Here is a 15492-nt window from a genome sequence, read left to right on the forward strand (position 1 = left end):
CATGATTTACTTTTCGGCCGTGGGCATGGTTAACGCGCTGGGAAACAACAACGCGCAGATTGCTGCCAGCCTGACGGCGGGTGTTTCACCGGGCATGTCTGAGCAGGAAGGCTGGCTGACGGAAAATCGCCCGGTCTGGCTCGGCACGGTGACGGGCGATTTACCGGCGATCCCGGATTCGCTTTCCGCGCATCGCAGCCGCAATAACCAGCTGTTGCTGGCGGCGCTGGCGCACATAGAAACGCCGGTCAGCGACATCATTGCCCGTTATGGCCACGAACGCGTTGCGGTGATTATGGGCACCAGCACCTCCGGTATTGCTGAAGGGGAAGACGCGGTGCGCCATCATCATCAGCACGGTGCTTTCCCGCCAGGCTATGATTATCAGCAGCAGGAACTCGGCGATCCTTCGCAATTTATGGCAGAACTGCTGGGGCTGACGGGCCCGGCGTACACGCTATCGACCGCGTGTTCATCAAGCGCGAAAGCCATTATCAGCGGGATGCGGCTGATTCAATCCGGGCTGGTTGATGCCGCGCTGGTCGGCGGGGCGGACAGCCTGTGCCGGATGCCGGTCAACGGTTTCAACAGCCTGGAATCTTTCTCCCGTGGCCGTTGTACACCCTTCGGGCAGGATCGCGATGGCATTAATATTGGTGAAGCGGCGGCGCTGATTTTACTGACGCGTGAACCGGCGGATGTCGCGCTGCTGGGCACCGGGGAGTCTTCGGACGCGTGGCATATGTCCGCGCCACATCCTGAAGGTGCGGGCGCAGAACGGGCCATCCGCATGGCGTTACAGCAAGCGGGGCTTGAACCTGAAAACGTCGGTTATATTAATGCGCACGGAACCGCCACACCGCTTAATGATCAGGTGGAATCGGCGGTGATCCATCGCGTATTCGGCAGCCAGATCCCGTGCAGCTCGACCAAACATCTAACCGGTCATACGCTGGGCGCGGCAGGTGCGACAGAAGCGGCGCTGAGCTGGCTGATCCTGACGCAAAATCTCAATCTGCCGCCTCAGGATTTCAGTATAACGGCGCGTGATGCCAGCCTGCCGGATATCCGTCTGGTCTATGCGCTGCAAAGGCTGGAGCGTCCGGTTATCTTGTCCAACTCCTTCGCCTTTGGTGGCAACAACGCCAGCATTGTGATCGGGAGGCCGTCATGAGCACACTGCCCGCCGCCAGATATTTGCCACACGACGCGCCAATGGTGTTGCTGGAAAACGTCATCAGCGTGGCGGAAGAAACCGCGCTTTGCCGCGTCGTCGTCTCACCTGACGGCGTACTGGCACCTTTTCTGAATGCCCGTGGCGCCTTACCTGCGTGGTATGCCATCGAACTGATCGCACAGACTATTGGCGTCTGGAGCGGCTGGCACGGTGCGCAATCCGGCCAGCCTCCGGAGGTTGGCATGTTACTCGGCGGTCGTGCGATAAAATGCAGCGTTCCTGAGTTTGCGGCGGGCAGTGAATTACTTATCAGCGTTTCAATGGTATTACGCGATGAAAAACTCGCCTGCTTTGAAGGTGTTATCAGTATTAAACAGGAAAAAGACAACCTTCAGGTTGCTCAGGGAAGGCTGAATACGTATCAGCCAGCAAAGGACGAACTTATTACGCTCACACAGGGGAAACAGGAATGACGCGTTCGGTATTAGTGACCGGAGCCAGCAAAGGGATCGGTAAAGCGATTGCCTGGCAACTGGCAGCGGACGGCTTCGAGATTGTGGTTCATTACCACAGCGATAAAAGCGGAGCAGAACACACGCTGGAACAGATAAAAGAATCCGGCGGAAAGGGGCGACTGATTCAGTTCGATATCAGTGACCGCGCGCTGTGCCGCGACGTAATTGAGAGCGATATTGAAGCGTATGGCGCTTACTACGGCGTCGTCAATAATGCCGGCATTACCCGTGACGCCGCGTTTCCGGCACTGACGGACGAAGACTGGGACGGCGTGATCCACACCAATCTCGACAGTTTCTACAACGTCTTACAACCCTGCGTCATGCCGATGATTGGCCTGCGTCAGGGCGGCCGCATTATTGCGTTGTCTTCAGTTTCCGGCATCACGGGCAACCGTGGCCAGGTGAATTACAGTGCCGCCAAAGCCGGGATTATTGGCGCATGTAAAGCGCTGTCGCTGGAGCTGGCGAAGCGCAAAATTACCGTCAACTGCATTGCGCCTGGGCTGATTGATACCGGCATGCTCGATATGGAAAAACCGGCGCTCGACGCTGCGATGGGCATGATCCCGCTGAAACGTATGGGCAGCGCGGAAGAAGTGGCCGGGCTGGCGAGCTATCTGATGTCCGACATCGCGGGGTATGTCACCCGTCAGGTGATCTCCATTAACGGAGGTATGGTATGACTCAGCGTGTCGTGATTACTGGCATGAAAGGCATTACGGCGTTCGGTAACCACTGGGATGACGTGAGCGCGCGCCTGCAACAGGGGAAAAATGCCGTCCGCCACATGGATGAATGGCTGATTTATCAGGGGCTGAATACGCACCTTGGCGCGCCCGTTGATGATTTCGAACTGCCTGCGCATTACACCCGAAAACGCATCCGTTCGATGGGGCGCGTTTCCCTGCTTTCGACCCGCGCCACCGAACTGGCGCTGGAACAGGCCGGTTTGCTGGAAGACCCAGTCCTGACCAACGGCGAAACGGGCATTGCTTTCGGTTCATCCACCGGCAGCACCGGACCGGTCAGCGAATTCGCTACCATGCTGACGGAAAAACATACCAACAACATTACCGGCACGACGTATGTGCAGATGATGCCGCACACCACAGCGGTCAACGCCGGGTTGTTTTTTGGCCTCAAAGGGCGTGTGATCCCGACGTCCAGCGCCTGCACATCGGGCAGTCAGGCCATCGGCTACGCGTACGAAGCCATCAAACACGGCTACCAGACCGTGATGGTAGCAGGCGGCGCAGAAGAACTTTGCCCGTCAGAAGCGGCGGTATTCGACACGCTGTTTGCCACCAGTCAGCAAAACGATCACCCGGAATTATCGCCGCGTCCGTTTGATTCACAGCGCGATGGTCTGGTGATTGGCGAAGGTGCCGGGGCGTTAATTCTCGAATCGCTCGAACATGCACAGGCGCGTGGCGCGAAAATTTATGCTGAAATAGTGGGCTTCGCGACCAACTGCGATGCGGCGCATATCACCCAGCCGCAGCAATCCACGATGCAGATTTGCATTGAAAAGGCGCTGAAAAACGCCGGGATCCCGGCGGCTGAAATCGGGTACATCAGCGCGCACGGCACGGCAACCGACCGTGGCGATATCGCTGAAAGCCACGCCACGGCTGCGGTGTTTGGCGATCAGACGCCGATTTCGTCGCTCAAAAGTTATTTCGGTCATACGCTGGGGGCCTGTGGCGCACTGGAAGCCTGGATGTCGCTGGAAATGATGCGCGAAGACCGGTTTGTGCCGACCATCAACCTGAATCAGCCGGATCCGCTTTGTGGTGAACTGGATTACATCATGGGTGAATCGCGCCATATCCAGACCGAGTTTATCCAGTCGAACAACTTTGCGTTTGGCGGCATTAACACGTCGCTGGTTTTCCGCCGCTGGCCGTAAATGATAAATTCTGCGCGCATTATCACCGCGTCGCTGGATGACACTTTTCCGCTGTCACGCCTGCCCGCAGAACTGCTGGCGGAAAGTGAAAACCTGCATCCTGCCCGCCGCCAGCAATGGCGCGCGGGCAGGGCGCTGCTGGCCGAAGCGTTGTTTGCTTCCAGCGGACAGGAAATGCTGCCAGAAATGCAAATTTCCGCGCGGGGTAAACCCTCTTTTACCGATCCTTCGCTGCCCCATTTCTCCCTCAGTCACAGCGTTAACAGCCTGCAACTGGTGCTGTGCGCCGCGGGCGAAGCGGGCGGCGACGTCGAACAGATACGGCCACGGGCGCGGTATCTGGACGTGGCGAGGCAGGCATTCAGCGAAACCGAGTTTTGCTGGCTGACGGAACAGGAAAACCCGCTAAATGCGTTCTGGCAATTATGGTGTCTGCGCGAAGCCTGGCTGAAACAGCAGGCCGGAAGCGTGTGGCAGATGGAACGGATCCGGCTGGATCCCTATGCCGGGCAATTTTCCCCCGAATCCGCGACGGACAGCAAACTGTGGTGGGCCGCCGGAGAAACCGTGATGTCTGCAATGGCATTGCCGGTGAGCGTGACGGCGTGTGAAGAGTATGGTTTTGATGCCCGAAGCGGGCGGATTATTCAGCGCGTCGCTCGCCAGTGGGGGTTGATTCATCTGCGATCGGGCTGAGGGCTGGACCGAGAATATTTCGGTTTCTCACTTGCCGTGAGGGCTTGAGCGAGATGATTTCGGTTTCTCAGTTGCCGTGAGGGCTTGACCGAGATGATTTCGGTTTCTCACGTGCGGTGATCGCCTGGCCTTTCGCGCCGAAACCGACCAGAGGAGGGAAGTGCTTTCCCTCCTCTGGACTCCTCCGCGCTTTTTTCAACCCGCGCTATCGCTCGCTGGCTACGTTCCAGCAACTCCTGCTAGTGCCGCAAACGCCCCCGCTGCGCGGTTCTCTCATTTCGGATTCGAACCAGCGAGAAAAAAGACTCTCGCCGTTTCTCACCACTCACTCGACGTCGTTTTGAAAGCGGCTAGGGCTATGTAATTCGGAAGAACGATGCAGGCTGATTTTGAATTGAAAAAGCCTCCAGCCGCTTTCAAAAATCACGCCGTAGGAGTGGTGTAAAAACGAGCGTTTTTTGCGAGATTTGTAACCCGACGGAAGGGAACCGCGCAGCGGCGGGATTTTGCGGCACTAGCAAAAGTCCCTGAAACGTAGCCAGCCAGCGATAGCGCGCAGTGAAAGAGCCGGAGATTTTTAAGAGGCGCGGCGACAGGCGCCTCTTAAAGCCAGTTTGGGTGGCAACCCAAGGTCTTGATTTTGACCTGAGGCCAGTTTGGGCGGCGAGCCCAAGGTCTTGACCTGAGTGAAGCCGTCACTGCAAGTGAGAAGCCGAAACTCTCTCGATCCAGATTAACTCTGGGCTTGCCCTAATTTTTCGCTCAGAAAATCAATAAAACACCGGATCCTCGTACTCACCGTCTGGTCACTGTAATAAACCGCATGCAACGGCATCGCAATCCGCATCACATCCGGTACCAGCAGTTTCACCAGATCCCCGCGCTGCACATCCTCGTCAGTCATAAAATCGGATAAACAGGCGATACCATTGCCCTGCAAACACAGCCGGCGCAGGGTTTCCCCGCTGCCGGAACTGATAAACGGCGTGACCGTCAGTTGCTGGCCGTCAGCGCACAGCAGCGGCCATTTGTTCAGTGCAACCACTTCGTTAAAGCCCAGACAGCGGTGTTTCAACAGCTCGTCGGCAGTTTTGGGTGTGCCCCATTTTTTCAGATAATCCGGCGACGCCATTACGCTGCGGTAGCTCAACATCAGCTCACGTGCCCTCAGGCTGGAATCTTCAAGCTCGCCGATGCGGATGGCAACATCCACTTTGTGGTCGATCAGATTGATGTTGCTCTCGGACGAGAACAGCGCCAGCGACATCTTCGGGAAGCGTTCGGTAAATTCTGCGACCAGCGGGGTAATGACGTGCAGGATCACCGGCGTTGCGGCGTCGACGCGCAACAGGCCCTGCGGATCGTCACGGTTCTCCAGCAAATCATCTTCGGCAGCGGCCATATCATGCAGGATTTTCTGCACGCGGACGAAATAACGTTCGCCTTCGTGCGTCAGGCTGATCTGACGCGTGGTGCGGTTGAGCAGGGTGATTCCCAGTTTTTGTTCCAGACGTTTCAGCGTCCGGCTGACCACCGAATTATCCTGCCCCAGTTGTTCCGCCGCCCGGCTGAAACTGCCGCTTTCCACCACGGTCACAAAGGTAATCAACTCTTCTGAACTGGCTCGCATTGATGTTACTCCAGCATAAATAATTTGATACTTTGGTTATTTATGTCATTTAAGCACAAGCCGAAAACAGCCGCCATCAAATCGAAATTCATTGCGGAGTAAAGGTTATGCCGCTTGCATTGACAGCAATCGCATCAGCGCAACGGTGGTGTCGCATAACATCCCAAACCAACCGCCTGGCCATTTTTTATTTGATACCCGCCTGAAGATGTGACCGGGTTGTATACGAATGTAAACAGATTTGGCCTGAGCGTCTGCGGGCGTATACTGAACTTTCGCTGTGAGAAACTCTCTCATATAGCATCGATACAACGGGTAAACAGGCGATTAGTGTGCGGAAAAAAACATATGCAATGAGGTATGTCGCCGGTCAGCCCGCAGAGCAAATCTTTCCCGGGGTCCCTGCACATCTTGGACCGGATTTGCCGCCGGGAGCCGCGCTACCCAACTCAAATATTTTGCGCGTCATGGTGTGGAATATCTTCAAACAGCAGCGGGCTGACTGGTTGTCAGTTCTGCGGGATTATGGCAAAGATGCGCAGCTGGTGTTGCTGCAGGAAGCGCAGACCACGCCGGAACTGATCCATTTTGCTACGTCCAACTATCTGGCGGCCGATCAGGTACCTGCGTTTATGCTCCCTCAGCACCCTTCTGGCGTGATGACGCTGTCAGCGGCGCATCCGGTTTATTGTTGCCCGCTGCGTGAGCGTGAGCCGCTTCTGAGGCTGTCTAAATCGGCGCTGGTCACGGTCTATCCGTTAGTAGATGGCCGTTTGCTGATGGTTGTGAATATTCACGCGGTGAATTTCAGTATCGGTATCGACGTCTACAGCAAGCAGCTTGACCCGATTGGCGAACAGATTGCCAACCACAAAGGGCCGGTGATTATGGCGGGGGATTTCAACGCCTGGAGTAAACAACGCATCAATGCACTCTTTGGCTTTGCGGGGAATATTCATCTGGAGGAAGTGCGTTTCCCATCCGATTACCGCAAACGGGCATTCGGCAGGCCGCTGGACTTTATCTTCTATCGTGACCTCAGCGTGAAAAGTGCGTCAGTCATGGAAACCCGCGCTTCTGACCATAACCCGTTACGGGTGGACTTTTTGACCAGTAATCAGATTAACAATAAACCGCTTTCCGGTAAGCCGCTGACGCAATAGCGCTTATTTACTCTCTCAAAAGATGCAGACATAAAAAAAGCACCCGGAATGTTCAGGTAATGCCGATCAGTTAAGGATCAGTTGAACGATCCAGTGGCTGTGTAAAAATCCAGAAACGTTCTTCGTTTCTGGATTTTTTTTATGCGCATTGCTCAGGCTCTTGAGCTCGTTTCCTGCTACGACTCTACCCGTAACCCTCTGACTTCTCTCGGTGATGTTCTGGATCCCGACCTTGTCTCCCGCTGTCTGGCCGAGTCAGGTTCCGTCACGCTGCGTAAACGCCGTCTCCCGTTGGAAATGATGGTCTGGTGCATCATTGGCATGGCGCTCGAACGCGAAGAACCCCTCCACCAAATCGTGAACCGGCTGGATATTATGCTCCCCGGCAACCGGCCCTTCGTTGCCCCAAGCGCCGTTATCCAGGCCCGCCAGCGCCTGGGAAGTGATGCCGTTCGCCGCGTGTTTACCCAAACGGCACAGGTGTGGCACAACTCCGTCACCCATCCACACTGGTGTGGTCTGACATTACTGGCGGTGGACGGTGTCGTCTGGCGAACCCAGGATACACCAGAAAATGATGTGGCTTTCCCGCGACAGACCTATGCCGGGCAACCGGGGCTTTATCCGCAGGTGAAAATGGTCTGCCAGATGGAACTGACCAGCCACCTGCTTACGGCTGCCGCCTTCGGTACGATGAAAGAAAGCGAATATACGCTGGCAGAAAAACTGATAGAACAAACAGGCGATAACACACTGACTTTACTCGATAAAGGTTATTATTCTCTGGGGCTGCTGAATGCCTGGCATCAGGCGGGAGAGAGCCGTCACTGGATGATCCCGTTGAAAAAAGGAGCGCAGTACGAAGAGGTGCGAAAACTCGGTAAAGGCGATCATCTGATAAGGATGAAAACCAGTCCTCAGGCCCGGAAAAAGTGGCCTGATCTGGGGGAGGAAATGACGGCTCGCCTTCTGACGTTTACCCGTAAAGGCAAAGTCTGCCATCTGCTGACCTCAATGACAGATGCCATGCGGTACCCGGGGGGGAAATGGCCGATCTCTACGGCCACCGTTGGGAAATCGAACTGGGTTATCGTGAAATTAAGCAGACGATGTTACTGAGTCGGTTAACGCTGAGAAGTAAAAAACCAGAACTTGTCGAGCAGGAGTTATGGGGGGTATTACTAGCCTATAATCTTGTTCGTTATCAGATGATTAAGATGTCTAAAACCCTAAAGGGTTACTGGCCGAATCAGCTAAGCTTCTCAGACTCGTGCAGTCTGGTGATGAGGATGTTAATGACGCTTCAGGGCGCATCTCCGGGCCGGATCCCCGAACTGTTGCGTAATCTGGAGAGTATGGCGCAGATGGTGAAGCTGCCGATAAGAAGAGAAAGGGCCTTTCCGAGAGTGGTGAAGGAAAGACCCCGGAAGTATCCAAAAGCACAGGAAAAAAGCCAGTCAGTTGCTTAACTGACTGGCATTACCGGAATGTTCAGGGTGCTTTTTTATGGTCGATACTATCAGGTATCCGGGCTCATCTTAGTGCTGACGAACAACGTTAGCTTGTTGCCCGGCTGCAGGTTATCGGCATTTGCATTCCAGCGCATCACATCTTTGATGTTGACGCCGTGACGCTTGGCAATGCTCGACAACGAATCGCCTTTACGTACCTGATAAGTGATGCTGCCGCCGTTTACGCTGGTTTCGCTGACGCTGTTATCCGCCACTTGCAGTGTTTGCCCAACTTTTAACGCGCCTGCTGAGCGCAAATTGTTCCAACGCTGTAAATCACGGGTTTTCACATTCAGCCGGGCTGCAATGCTGGACAAGCTGTCGCCGGAGCGGACCTTGTACTGCTTTGCACCTGACGGAGTGTTGCTGGCCAGTTTCGTTTCCTGCACTGCGGCAATATCGCCATCAGCCAGAGAGTCTTTTAACTGGTCGGCATGCGCCTTCGGCAGAACAATGTAATGCGGGCCATTCGGCGCGGTCACATTCTTCTTATAGCCAGTATTAAACGATTTCAGCTTCGTCAGGGACATCCCGGCCATTTCAGCGGCCTGGGTCAACTGCATCTGCTGGCCGACTTCAACACGCGCCAGGGCACGGTCTTCACTCGGTTGCGGCAGGCTGATACCGTACTTTTTGCTGTGCTTTAAAATATCGCTCAGCGCTAACATCTTAGGCACGTAAATCGACGTTTCACGCGGAAGCGCCAGTGCCCAAAACTCAGTCGATCGACCTTTGGCTTTATTCGCTTTAACCGCTTGCATCACTCGGCCTTCACCACTGTTATACGCGGCAATGGTCAGTAACCAGTCACCACCAAACATTTTGTTCAGGCGTTGCATCATATCAAGCGCAGCAGTCGTGGAAGCCACAACATCGCGGCGTCCGTCATACCACTGGTTTTGTTTCAAACCATAGTTGCGACCCGTCTGTGGCACAATCTGCCACAACCCAGCAGCGTTAGCTGATGAGGTTGCTTTTGGGTCAAAAGCGCTCTCCACTATGGGTAGCAGTACCAGTTCCATCGGCATATTACGTTTCTTAATCTGCTCGGTGATCCAGTACATGTACGGCTCTGCCCGTAATGTTACATCGTGGAGATAGCTCTTATTTTTTAAATATTTAACTCTTTGCTCGCGGATCCGGGGATTATCCGGAACCTTCATCTTCAGCTCGTCGCCTATGAAGTTCCACAAATTTTGTTGGGAGACGGTGTCGTTTCCATCCAACCATCCCCCAGAGGCCGCACGGCCATCATCTGTGTACTGTCCTGCTTCACTTTGACTTGCCGAAGACAAACTCTGTGCATGTTGCTCGGGTACCTTCACGCCCTGCCTGGACGCCTGGCAACCTGTGAGCAACATGGAGGCGATTATTAGGATCGCGTTTGCCTTCATGTGTGTGTCATAGTTGCTTAAAAGACGAGCGATAATACTTTGCTTCGATGAAAAACACAACCTTTGGGTCTAGAAGGTGTCCTTGAGTGCCCTTAAATGGCCGAAAACCTGCGAGCCCGTCTTTAAGGGAACGTTAAGGTTTAATTTGTTTTGTAAATCAATATCATCGCAGCGTAAAAAGACGTTAATTTTACGCTCAAGACCGAGGGTTGAAGGCAGGGAAGATTGTCCCTTTTCACGCATTTGTTGCACTTTGTGCTCATGAGAATGAATATCATGATCCTCCGGTAAAATGGAGCGCGCAAACTTAAGATTTGAGAGAGTATACTCGTGCGCCGCGCAGACTAATGTTTCGTCCGGTAGCGCCGCTATCCGTTGAAACGACTGGTACATTTGCTCTGGCGTTCCTTCAAACAGACGGCCACATCCGGCGGAAAACATCGTGTCTCCGCAGAAAAGATAAGGCGCGCTATAGTATGAAATATGACCAAGTGTGTGACCGGGCGTAGCAAAAATCTGCCATTCCAGACCGCCAATTACCAATTTGTCGCCGTTTTTAAGACTAATCTGACTAAATTTGTTCTCAGTTTCGTGAGGTCCGTACACTTTCAGACCGGGAAAATGGCTGGAAATTTCGTTTACCCCCCCACATGGTCGTGATGATGATGTGTAAGCAGGATCGCGGTTGGCGTTAAATTTGCTGTTTTCAGGGCGGCCAAAACAGGTGCGGCCTCACCGGGATCGACAATCAGGCAATGCCCTTTCTGGTCATCGAGCATCCAAATGTAATTATCCTGCAGGGCAGGAATACTGATAAGATTCATGGCAACCTCTCTTTGGCAACTGCTTGAAAGAAGATAATAAAATATGCGACCAGCCCGCGCCCGTAAGACCATTGTTGCACCGGCATCCTGGGAAGATATTCCCTGCGGCGACTATTACCGTGCCGCGCTTGAGCAACAACTGCAACCCTGGTGGGGAAAACTCTATGGTTTTCACCTGCTGAAAATCGGCGCATTAAGTGCCGAAATCAACGCAGAAGCCTGTCCTATCTCGCATCAGGTCAATTTTGCACCGGAAGGCGAAGGGCTGCACGTCAGGGGCGACCCTTACTATTTACCGTTTGCGGCTAAATCGGTCGATGCCTGTTTGCTGAGCCACACGCTGGCGTATGCGGATGACCCGCACCGTATTCTGCGGGAAGTTGACCGCGTGCTGATTGATGATGGCTGGATGGTGCTGAGCAGTTTTAATCCGCTGAGCCTGTTAGGGATCGGCAAACTGATGCCGATCTTTCGCAAACGGCAGCCTTACAGCAGCCGTCTGTTTACTCAGATGCGGCTGCTCGACTGGCTGTCATTGCTCAATTATGAAGTGATGGTTCACCGGCGTTTTCATGTGCTGCCGTGGAAACAAAATGGCGGGAAATTGCTGAGTACGCATTTGCCCGCGCTGGGCTGCATGACCCTGATCATCGCCCGCAAACGCACGTTCCCGCTCACGCCAACGGCGAAAAAAGTCCATGCGCAGAAACAGAAAATACAGCAGGCCGTCGGAGCGACAAAAAGTTATCGGGAAAAGCATCGGGACTGAGTGTGCCCGATGCTTTGTCGTTTAATTCTCAGCCTGATAACCCACATCTTCCAGCGTCGGATTCCCCGCTGCTTCTTTTGCCAGCACGTCGCAGCGTTCGTTCTCAGGATGACCTGCGTGGCCTTTAACCCACATCCAGTTCAGCTGATGAGTCTGGATGGCTGCATCAAGACGCTTCCATAAATCGACATTCTTCACCGGTTTTTTGTCTGCGGTTTTCCAGCCACGTTTTTTCCAGTTATGGATCCAGGTGGTAATCCCCTGACGCACATACTGGCTATCGGTGCTTAACGTGACTTCGCACGGCGTAGAAAGGGCTTCGAGCGCAACAATGGCCGCCATCATTTCCATGCGGTTATTCGTGGTCAGCCGGAAACCCGCGCTGAACTCTTTTTCGTGTTGCTTATAGCGTAAAATCGCACCAAAACCGCCGGGGCCGGGGTTGCCGAGGCAGGAGCCGTCGGTGAAAATTTCTACCTGTTTGGTCATCTCTGGCAGGCTCTTTCATCAAATGTAAAAACCAAGTCTGACATAAACCTCTGCGCCGGTCACAGTAATATCTTGGGGTACAACTGTCTGAAAGAGGGGCGAAGAGGGGCTTTTGCTACCGGTTATCCGGGCATTCATCACTCTTTTGGCTGGAGAGCGCTGTCTTTTGCAATATAATAGGAAAATGCAGAGTGGCAGTTCAAAACTCTGAGCGAGTTCCGCCTTTCATGGTTTTTTCACTGCTAATTTTTCAATGCTTTAAGGATGTCTGATGAGAAATGTAACGGTTTCTGCAACACAAATGAGCTGCAGCTGGGATTTGGAAAAGAATATTGTTAATGCCGAAAAGCTGGTTCGCGAGGCACATTCCAGGGGCGCGCAAGTCATTCTGATTCAGGAGCTTTTTGCCGCACCGTACTTCTGTATCGATCAGAGCCCGGAACACTACGCCCTGGCGCAGGAGCTGACCAACAGCCCGCTCATCCGTCATTTCTCCGCACTCGCAAAAGAACTGGAAGTGGTGCTGCCGCTGAGCTTCTTCGAGAAGTGCAACAACGCTTATTACAACTCGCTGGTCATGATTGATGCTGACGGTAGCGTGTTGGATATTTATCGCAAAACCCACATTCCGAACGGCCCTGCCTATCAGGAAAAACAATTCTTCATTCCCGGCGATACCGGTTTCAAAGTCTGGAATACCCGTTACGCGAAAATCGGCGTAGGGATTTGCTGGGATCAGTGGTTCCCGGAAACCGCACGTTGCCTGGCATTGCAGGGCGCGGAAATCATCTTCTACCCGACGGCGATTGGTTCTGAGCCCGCGTATCCTGAAATCGACAGCCAGCCGCACTGGACCCGCGTTCAGCAAGGTCATGCGGCAGCGAACCTGGTGCCGGTGATTGCCTCTAACCGCATTGGTACGGAAAAAAGTAAATTCATTCCCGATTATGAAATGACCTTCTACGGGTCTTCGTTTATTGCCGATCAGACCGGCGAACTGGTTGCGCAAGCCGGTAAGACAGAAGAAACCGTGCTGGTTCATACCTTTGATCTGGATGCGATTGCCGCGCAGCGCGCGTCATGGGGCCTGTTCCGCGACCGTCGTCCGGAAATGTACGGCGCGATTGCCACTTCCGACGGCTCAACGAGGAAATAACTGATGTCCTCTATTCCTGCATCACCCCAGCGTGAAGGTTTTGCGATGCCGGCCGAATGGGCGGCGCAGCAGGCTGTCTGGATGATCTGGCCTTACCGCAAGGACAACTGGCGTTCAAACGGACGTCCTGCGCAACAGGCTTTTTCTGCCGTCGCGGCGGCCATCTCCAGCACCACGCCGGTTATCATGGCGGTACCTGCTGCGGAGATGGAGAACGCCCGTGGCCTGATGCCTTCGCAGATTACGCTGGTGGAAATGGAAAGTGACGACGCCTGGATGCGCGACACTGGCCCGACCATCGTGATCAATCCAAAAGGTGAGCGTCTGGCGATCGACTGGACGTTTAATGCGTGGGGGGGCTCAATGGCGGCCTGTATTCCAGCTGGGATCGCGATCAGTTGGTCGCCCGTCAGGTGGCGAACTATCATCACATTCCGTATCTCTCCACGAGTCTGGTGCTTGAGGGCGGTTCAATCCATGTTGACGGCGAAGGTACGCTGCTGACCACAGCGGAATGTCTGCTTAATCCCAACCGTAATCCGGATCTTTCGAAGTCAGAAATCGAAGAGCAGTTGCAGGAATATCTGGGCGTTAAGAAAATCATCTGGCTTGAAGACGGCGTGTTTAACGACGAAACCGACGGTCACATCGATAACATGTGCTGTTTTGTTCGTCCGGGCGAAGTTGTGCTGCACTGGACTGATGATCAGAACGACCCGCAATACGCGCGTTCTCTTGCCGCCTTGAAAGTGCTGGAATCGACGAAAGATGCCCAAGGCCGCAGCCTGAAAATCTGGAAAATGCCGTCGCCGCCGACGCTGTTCGCCAGCGCAGAAGAGACCATTGATGTGCTGCCGGGAACGGCGATTGAACGCCACGAAGGCAACCGTCTGGCGGCGTCTTACGTCAACTACCTCATCAGCAATCAGCACATCATCTTCCCGCTGCTGGACCCGCAAACGGATAAACAGGCCGAGGCATTATTCGCAGAGATGTACCCTGATTTCAAAGTGACCGGCGTTCCGGCCCGTGAAATTCTGCTGGGCGGTGGCAACATCCACTGCATCACTCAGCAAATCCCCGCGTAAGATGAAGTGCCCGCGGCGTCATGCTGCGGGCCCATCAACTTCTCCGGCGAAATGACTTAAGCATCCCCCTGATGGTACTCTGTGACGCAATCACGATGCCTCTGTCGCCAGGGTTTCGTTTCAAAATGATCGGCAGGGTTGGGTAAATAGCCATGGATTTACAAAACACATCTACCAGGATCGTCGTTCTCGATACCGAAACTACCGGTATGAATAAGCTCGGCGTTCATTATGAAGGGCACAGGATCATTGAGATCGGGGCCGTTGAGGTGGTTAACCGTCGCCTGACAGGGCGCAATTATCACGTTTATCTCAAACCCGATCGTCTGGTTGACCCGGAAGCCTTCGGCGTCCACGGGATCAGTGACGAATTCCTTGCCGATAAACCGGTGTTTGCCGACATCGCCGATGATTTCATCGAATACATTCGCGGTGCAGAATTAGTCATTCATAACGCAACGTTCGATATCGGCTTTATGGATTACGAGTTTGGTATGCTCGGCCGCAATCTGCCGAAAACCGAAACGTTCTGCAAAATCACCGACAGCCTGGCGATGGCGCGTAAGCTGTTTCCCGGTAAGCGTAACAACCTCGATGCGCTGAGCGATCGCTACCTGATCGACAACAGCAAACGAACGCTGCACGGCGCATTACTTGACTCCGAAATTCTTTCCGAAGTTTATCTGATGATGACCGGCGGGCAGACCAGTATTAAATTCACCCACGAAGGTGAACAAAATACCGGGGCTGACGGGCAGGGGATCCAGCGCGTGACGCGTCCGGCATCCGGGCTGAAAGTGATCACTGCCACCTGGCAGGAACTGGCGTGGCATGAAGAACGGTTAGATTTAGTGGTGAAAAAGGGCGGCAGCTGTTTATGGCGTTCGTGACGCGCGTTTTCTGCGATTTGTATTGAAAATATCAGCCGTGTGGAAAAACTGTGCAGTTGGTGGAAAATATCAGGAAAAGCATTGACGTAATGGCGGGCATTCCTTAATATCCGCCTCGTTCTTAACCAGAACAAAACGCGGAGCGGTAGTTCAGTTGGTTAGAATACCTGCCTGTCACGCAGGGGGTCGCGGGTTCGAGCCCCGTCCGTTCCGCCACTATTCAGAAGCCCTGAGTGAGAAATCACTCAGGGCTTCGTCGTTTCAGCCTTCCTGGCTTT

The 15492-nt window shown here is 53.9% G+C and carries 12 protein-coding genes, 1 tRNA gene and 3 pseudogenes; 12 read left to right on the forward strand and 4 right to left on the reverse strand.

Annotated features, from left to right (window positions below):
* Position 1: 1 nt before the first annotated feature.
* From ACM5QY_RS09170 to ACM5QY_RS09190, 5 genes are read left to right on the forward strand one after another with little or no spacing between them, the layout of a single operon-like run.
* Entirely contained in the window at positions 2 to 1174 is a 1173-nt protein-coding gene (locus tag ACM5QY_RS09170; protein WP_416120323.1) for a beta-ketoacyl-[acyl-carrier-protein] synthase family protein, read from the forward strand.
* Positions 1171 to 1650 carry a hotdog family protein gene (locus tag ACM5QY_RS09175; RefSeq protein ID WP_416120324.1) on the forward strand — a complete coding sequence of 160 codons (480 nt, stop codon included), beginning with the start codon at positions 1171 to 1173 and terminating at the stop codon, positions 1648 to 1650. The genes ACM5QY_RS09170 and ACM5QY_RS09175 overlap by 4 nt, the downstream gene beginning before the upstream one ends.
* Positions 1647 to 2378 carry a 3-ketoacyl-ACP reductase FabG2 gene (locus ACM5QY_RS09180; protein WP_416120325.1) on the forward strand — a complete coding sequence of 244 codons (732 nt, stop codon included), beginning with the start codon at positions 1647 to 1649 and terminating at the stop codon, positions 2376 to 2378. The genes ACM5QY_RS09175 and ACM5QY_RS09180 overlap by 4 nt, the downstream gene beginning before the upstream one ends.
* Entirely contained in the window at positions 2375 to 3604 is a 1230-nt protein-coding gene (locus ACM5QY_RS09185; RefSeq protein WP_416120327.1) for a beta-ketoacyl-ACP synthase, read from the forward strand. Before ACM5QY_RS09180 ends, ACM5QY_RS09185 begins: the two co-directional genes overlap by 4 nt.
* The gene (locus ACM5QY_RS09190) at positions 3605 to 4300 is read left to right on the forward strand and encodes a 4'-phosphopantetheinyl transferase superfamily protein (RefSeq protein ID WP_416120329.1); all 696 of its coding nucleotides are present in this window, start codon (positions 3605 to 3607) and stop codon (positions 4298 to 4300) included.
* Between the two features lie 733 nt (positions 4301 to 5033).
* On the opposite strand, the gene yafC is transcribed toward ACM5QY_RS09190, so the two are convergent.
* Positions 5034 to 5930, reverse strand: coding sequence for a DNA-binding transcriptional regulator YafC (gene yafC, locus ACM5QY_RS09195; RefSeq protein WP_416120330.1), 897 nt, complete (start codon positions 5928 to 5930; stop codon positions 5034 to 5036).
* Between the two features lie 332 nt (positions 5931 to 6262).
* On the opposite strand from yafC, the gene ACM5QY_RS09200 reads away from it, so the two are divergent.
* Together ACM5QY_RS09200 and ACM5QY_RS09205 are read left to right on the forward strand one after the other, a co-directional pair.
* A complete protein-coding gene (locus ACM5QY_RS09200) occupies positions 6263 to 7093 on the forward strand; it encodes an endonuclease/exonuclease/phosphatase family protein (RefSeq protein WP_416120331.1) in 831 nt (276 codons plus the stop codon).
* 141 nt (positions 7094 to 7234) lie between these two features.
* Positions 7235 to 8562, forward strand: a pseudogene (locus ACM5QY_RS09205) (IS4 family transposase).
* Positions 8563 to 8612: 50 nt separating this feature from the next.
* On the opposite strand, the gene mltD reads toward ACM5QY_RS09205, so the two are convergent.
* Complete coding sequence (mltD, locus tag ACM5QY_RS09210) at positions 8613 to 9998, reverse strand: murein transglycosylase D (protein WP_416120334.1); 1386 nt, start codon at positions 9996 to 9998, stop codon at positions 8613 to 8615.
* A gap of 69 nt (positions 9999 to 10067) precedes the next feature.
* Positions 10068 to 10822: pseudogene (gene gloB, locus ACM5QY_RS09215) on the reverse strand (hydroxyacylglutathione hydrolase).
* Positions 10823 to 10865: 43 nt separating this feature from the next.
* Between gloB and ACM5QY_RS09220 the strand changes: the two are divergent.
* Positions 10866 to 11591 (forward strand): methyltransferase domain-containing protein, encoded by a 726-nt coding sequence (locus ACM5QY_RS09220; protein WP_416120337.1) that lies wholly within the window; start codon positions 10866 to 10868, stop codon positions 11589 to 11591.
* Between the two features lie 21 nt (positions 11592 to 11612).
* On the opposite strand, the gene rnhA is transcribed toward ACM5QY_RS09220, so the two are convergent.
* The gene (gene rnhA, locus ACM5QY_RS09225) at positions 11613 to 12080 is read right to left on the reverse strand and encodes a ribonuclease HI (RefSeq protein WP_056781594.1); all 468 of its coding nucleotides are present in this window, start codon (positions 12078 to 12080) and stop codon (positions 11613 to 11615) included.
* A gap of 271 nt (positions 12081 to 12351) precedes the next feature.
* On the opposite strand from rnhA, the gene aguB reads away from it, so the two are divergent.
* The 4 genes and pseudogenes from aguB to ACM5QY_RS09245 all read left to right on the forward strand — a co-directional run bounded on the left by aguB (position 12352) and on the right by ACM5QY_RS09245 (position 15430).
* The gene (aguB, locus tag ACM5QY_RS09230) at positions 12352 to 13236 is read left to right on the forward strand and encodes an N-carbamoylputrescine amidase (protein WP_416120339.1); all 885 of its coding nucleotides are present in this window, start codon (positions 12352 to 12354) and stop codon (positions 13234 to 13236) included.
* A gap of 3 nt (positions 13237 to 13239) precedes the next feature.
* Positions 13240 to 14324: pseudogene (gene aguA / locus ACM5QY_RS09235) on the forward strand (agmatine deiminase).
* A gap of 152 nt (positions 14325 to 14476) precedes the next feature.
* Complete coding sequence (gene dnaQ / locus ACM5QY_RS09240; protein WP_416120341.1) at positions 14477 to 15214, forward strand: DNA polymerase III subunit epsilon; 738 nt, start codon at positions 14477 to 14479, stop codon at positions 15212 to 15214.
* Positions 15215 to 15353: 139 nt separating this feature from the next.
* Positions 15354 to 15430, forward strand: a tRNA-Asp gene (locus ACM5QY_RS09245).
* Positions 15431 to 15492: the final 62 nt, after the last annotated feature.

Source organism: Rahnella sp. PCH160 (genome assembly GCF_047784855.1).
In the GTDB taxonomy this organism is placed as follows: domain Bacteria; phylum Pseudomonadota; class Gammaproteobacteria; order Enterobacterales; family Enterobacteriaceae; genus Rahnella.

Bases quoted from the DNA above. Each gene is read 5' to 3' on its own strand.
- ACM5QY_RS09170 (WP_416120323.1), top strand. From the start codon at position 2: ATGATTTACTTTTCGGCCGTGGGCATGGTTAACGCGCTGGGAAACAAC.
- ACM5QY_RS09175 (WP_416120324.1), top strand. From the start codon at position 1,171: ATGAGCACACTGCCCGCCGCCAGATATTTGCCACACGACGCGCCAATG.
- ACM5QY_RS09180 (WP_416120325.1), top strand. From the start codon at position 1,647: ATGACGCGTTCGGTATTAGTGACCGGAGCCAGCAAAGGGATCGGTAAA.
- ACM5QY_RS09185 (WP_416120327.1), top strand. From the start codon at position 2,375: ATGACTCAGCGTGTCGTGATTACTGGCATGAAAGGCATTACGGCGTTC.
- ACM5QY_RS09190 (WP_416120329.1), top strand. From the start codon at position 3,605: ATGATAAATTCTGCGCGCATTATCACCGCGTCGCTGGATGACACTTTT.
- yafC (WP_416120330.1), bottom strand. From the start codon at position 5,930: ATGCGAGCCAGTTCAGAAGAGTTGATTACCTTTGTGACCGTGGTGGAA.
- mltD (WP_416120334.1), bottom strand. From the start codon at position 9,998: ATGAAGGCAAACGCGATCCTAATAATCGCCTCCATGTTGCTCACAGGT.
- ACM5QY_RS09220 (WP_416120337.1), top strand. From the start codon at position 10,866: ATGCGACCAGCCCGCGCCCGTAAGACCATTGTTGCACCGGCATCCTGG.
- rnhA (WP_056781594.1), bottom strand. From the start codon at position 12,080: ATGACCAAACAGGTAGAAATTTTCACCGACGGCTCCTGCCTCGGCAAC.
- aguB (WP_416120339.1), top strand. From the start codon at position 12,352: ATGAGAAATGTAACGGTTTCTGCAACACAAATGAGCTGCAGCTGGGAT.
- dnaQ (WP_416120341.1), top strand. From the start codon at position 14,477: ATGGATTTACAAAACACATCTACCAGGATCGTCGTTCTCGATACCGAA.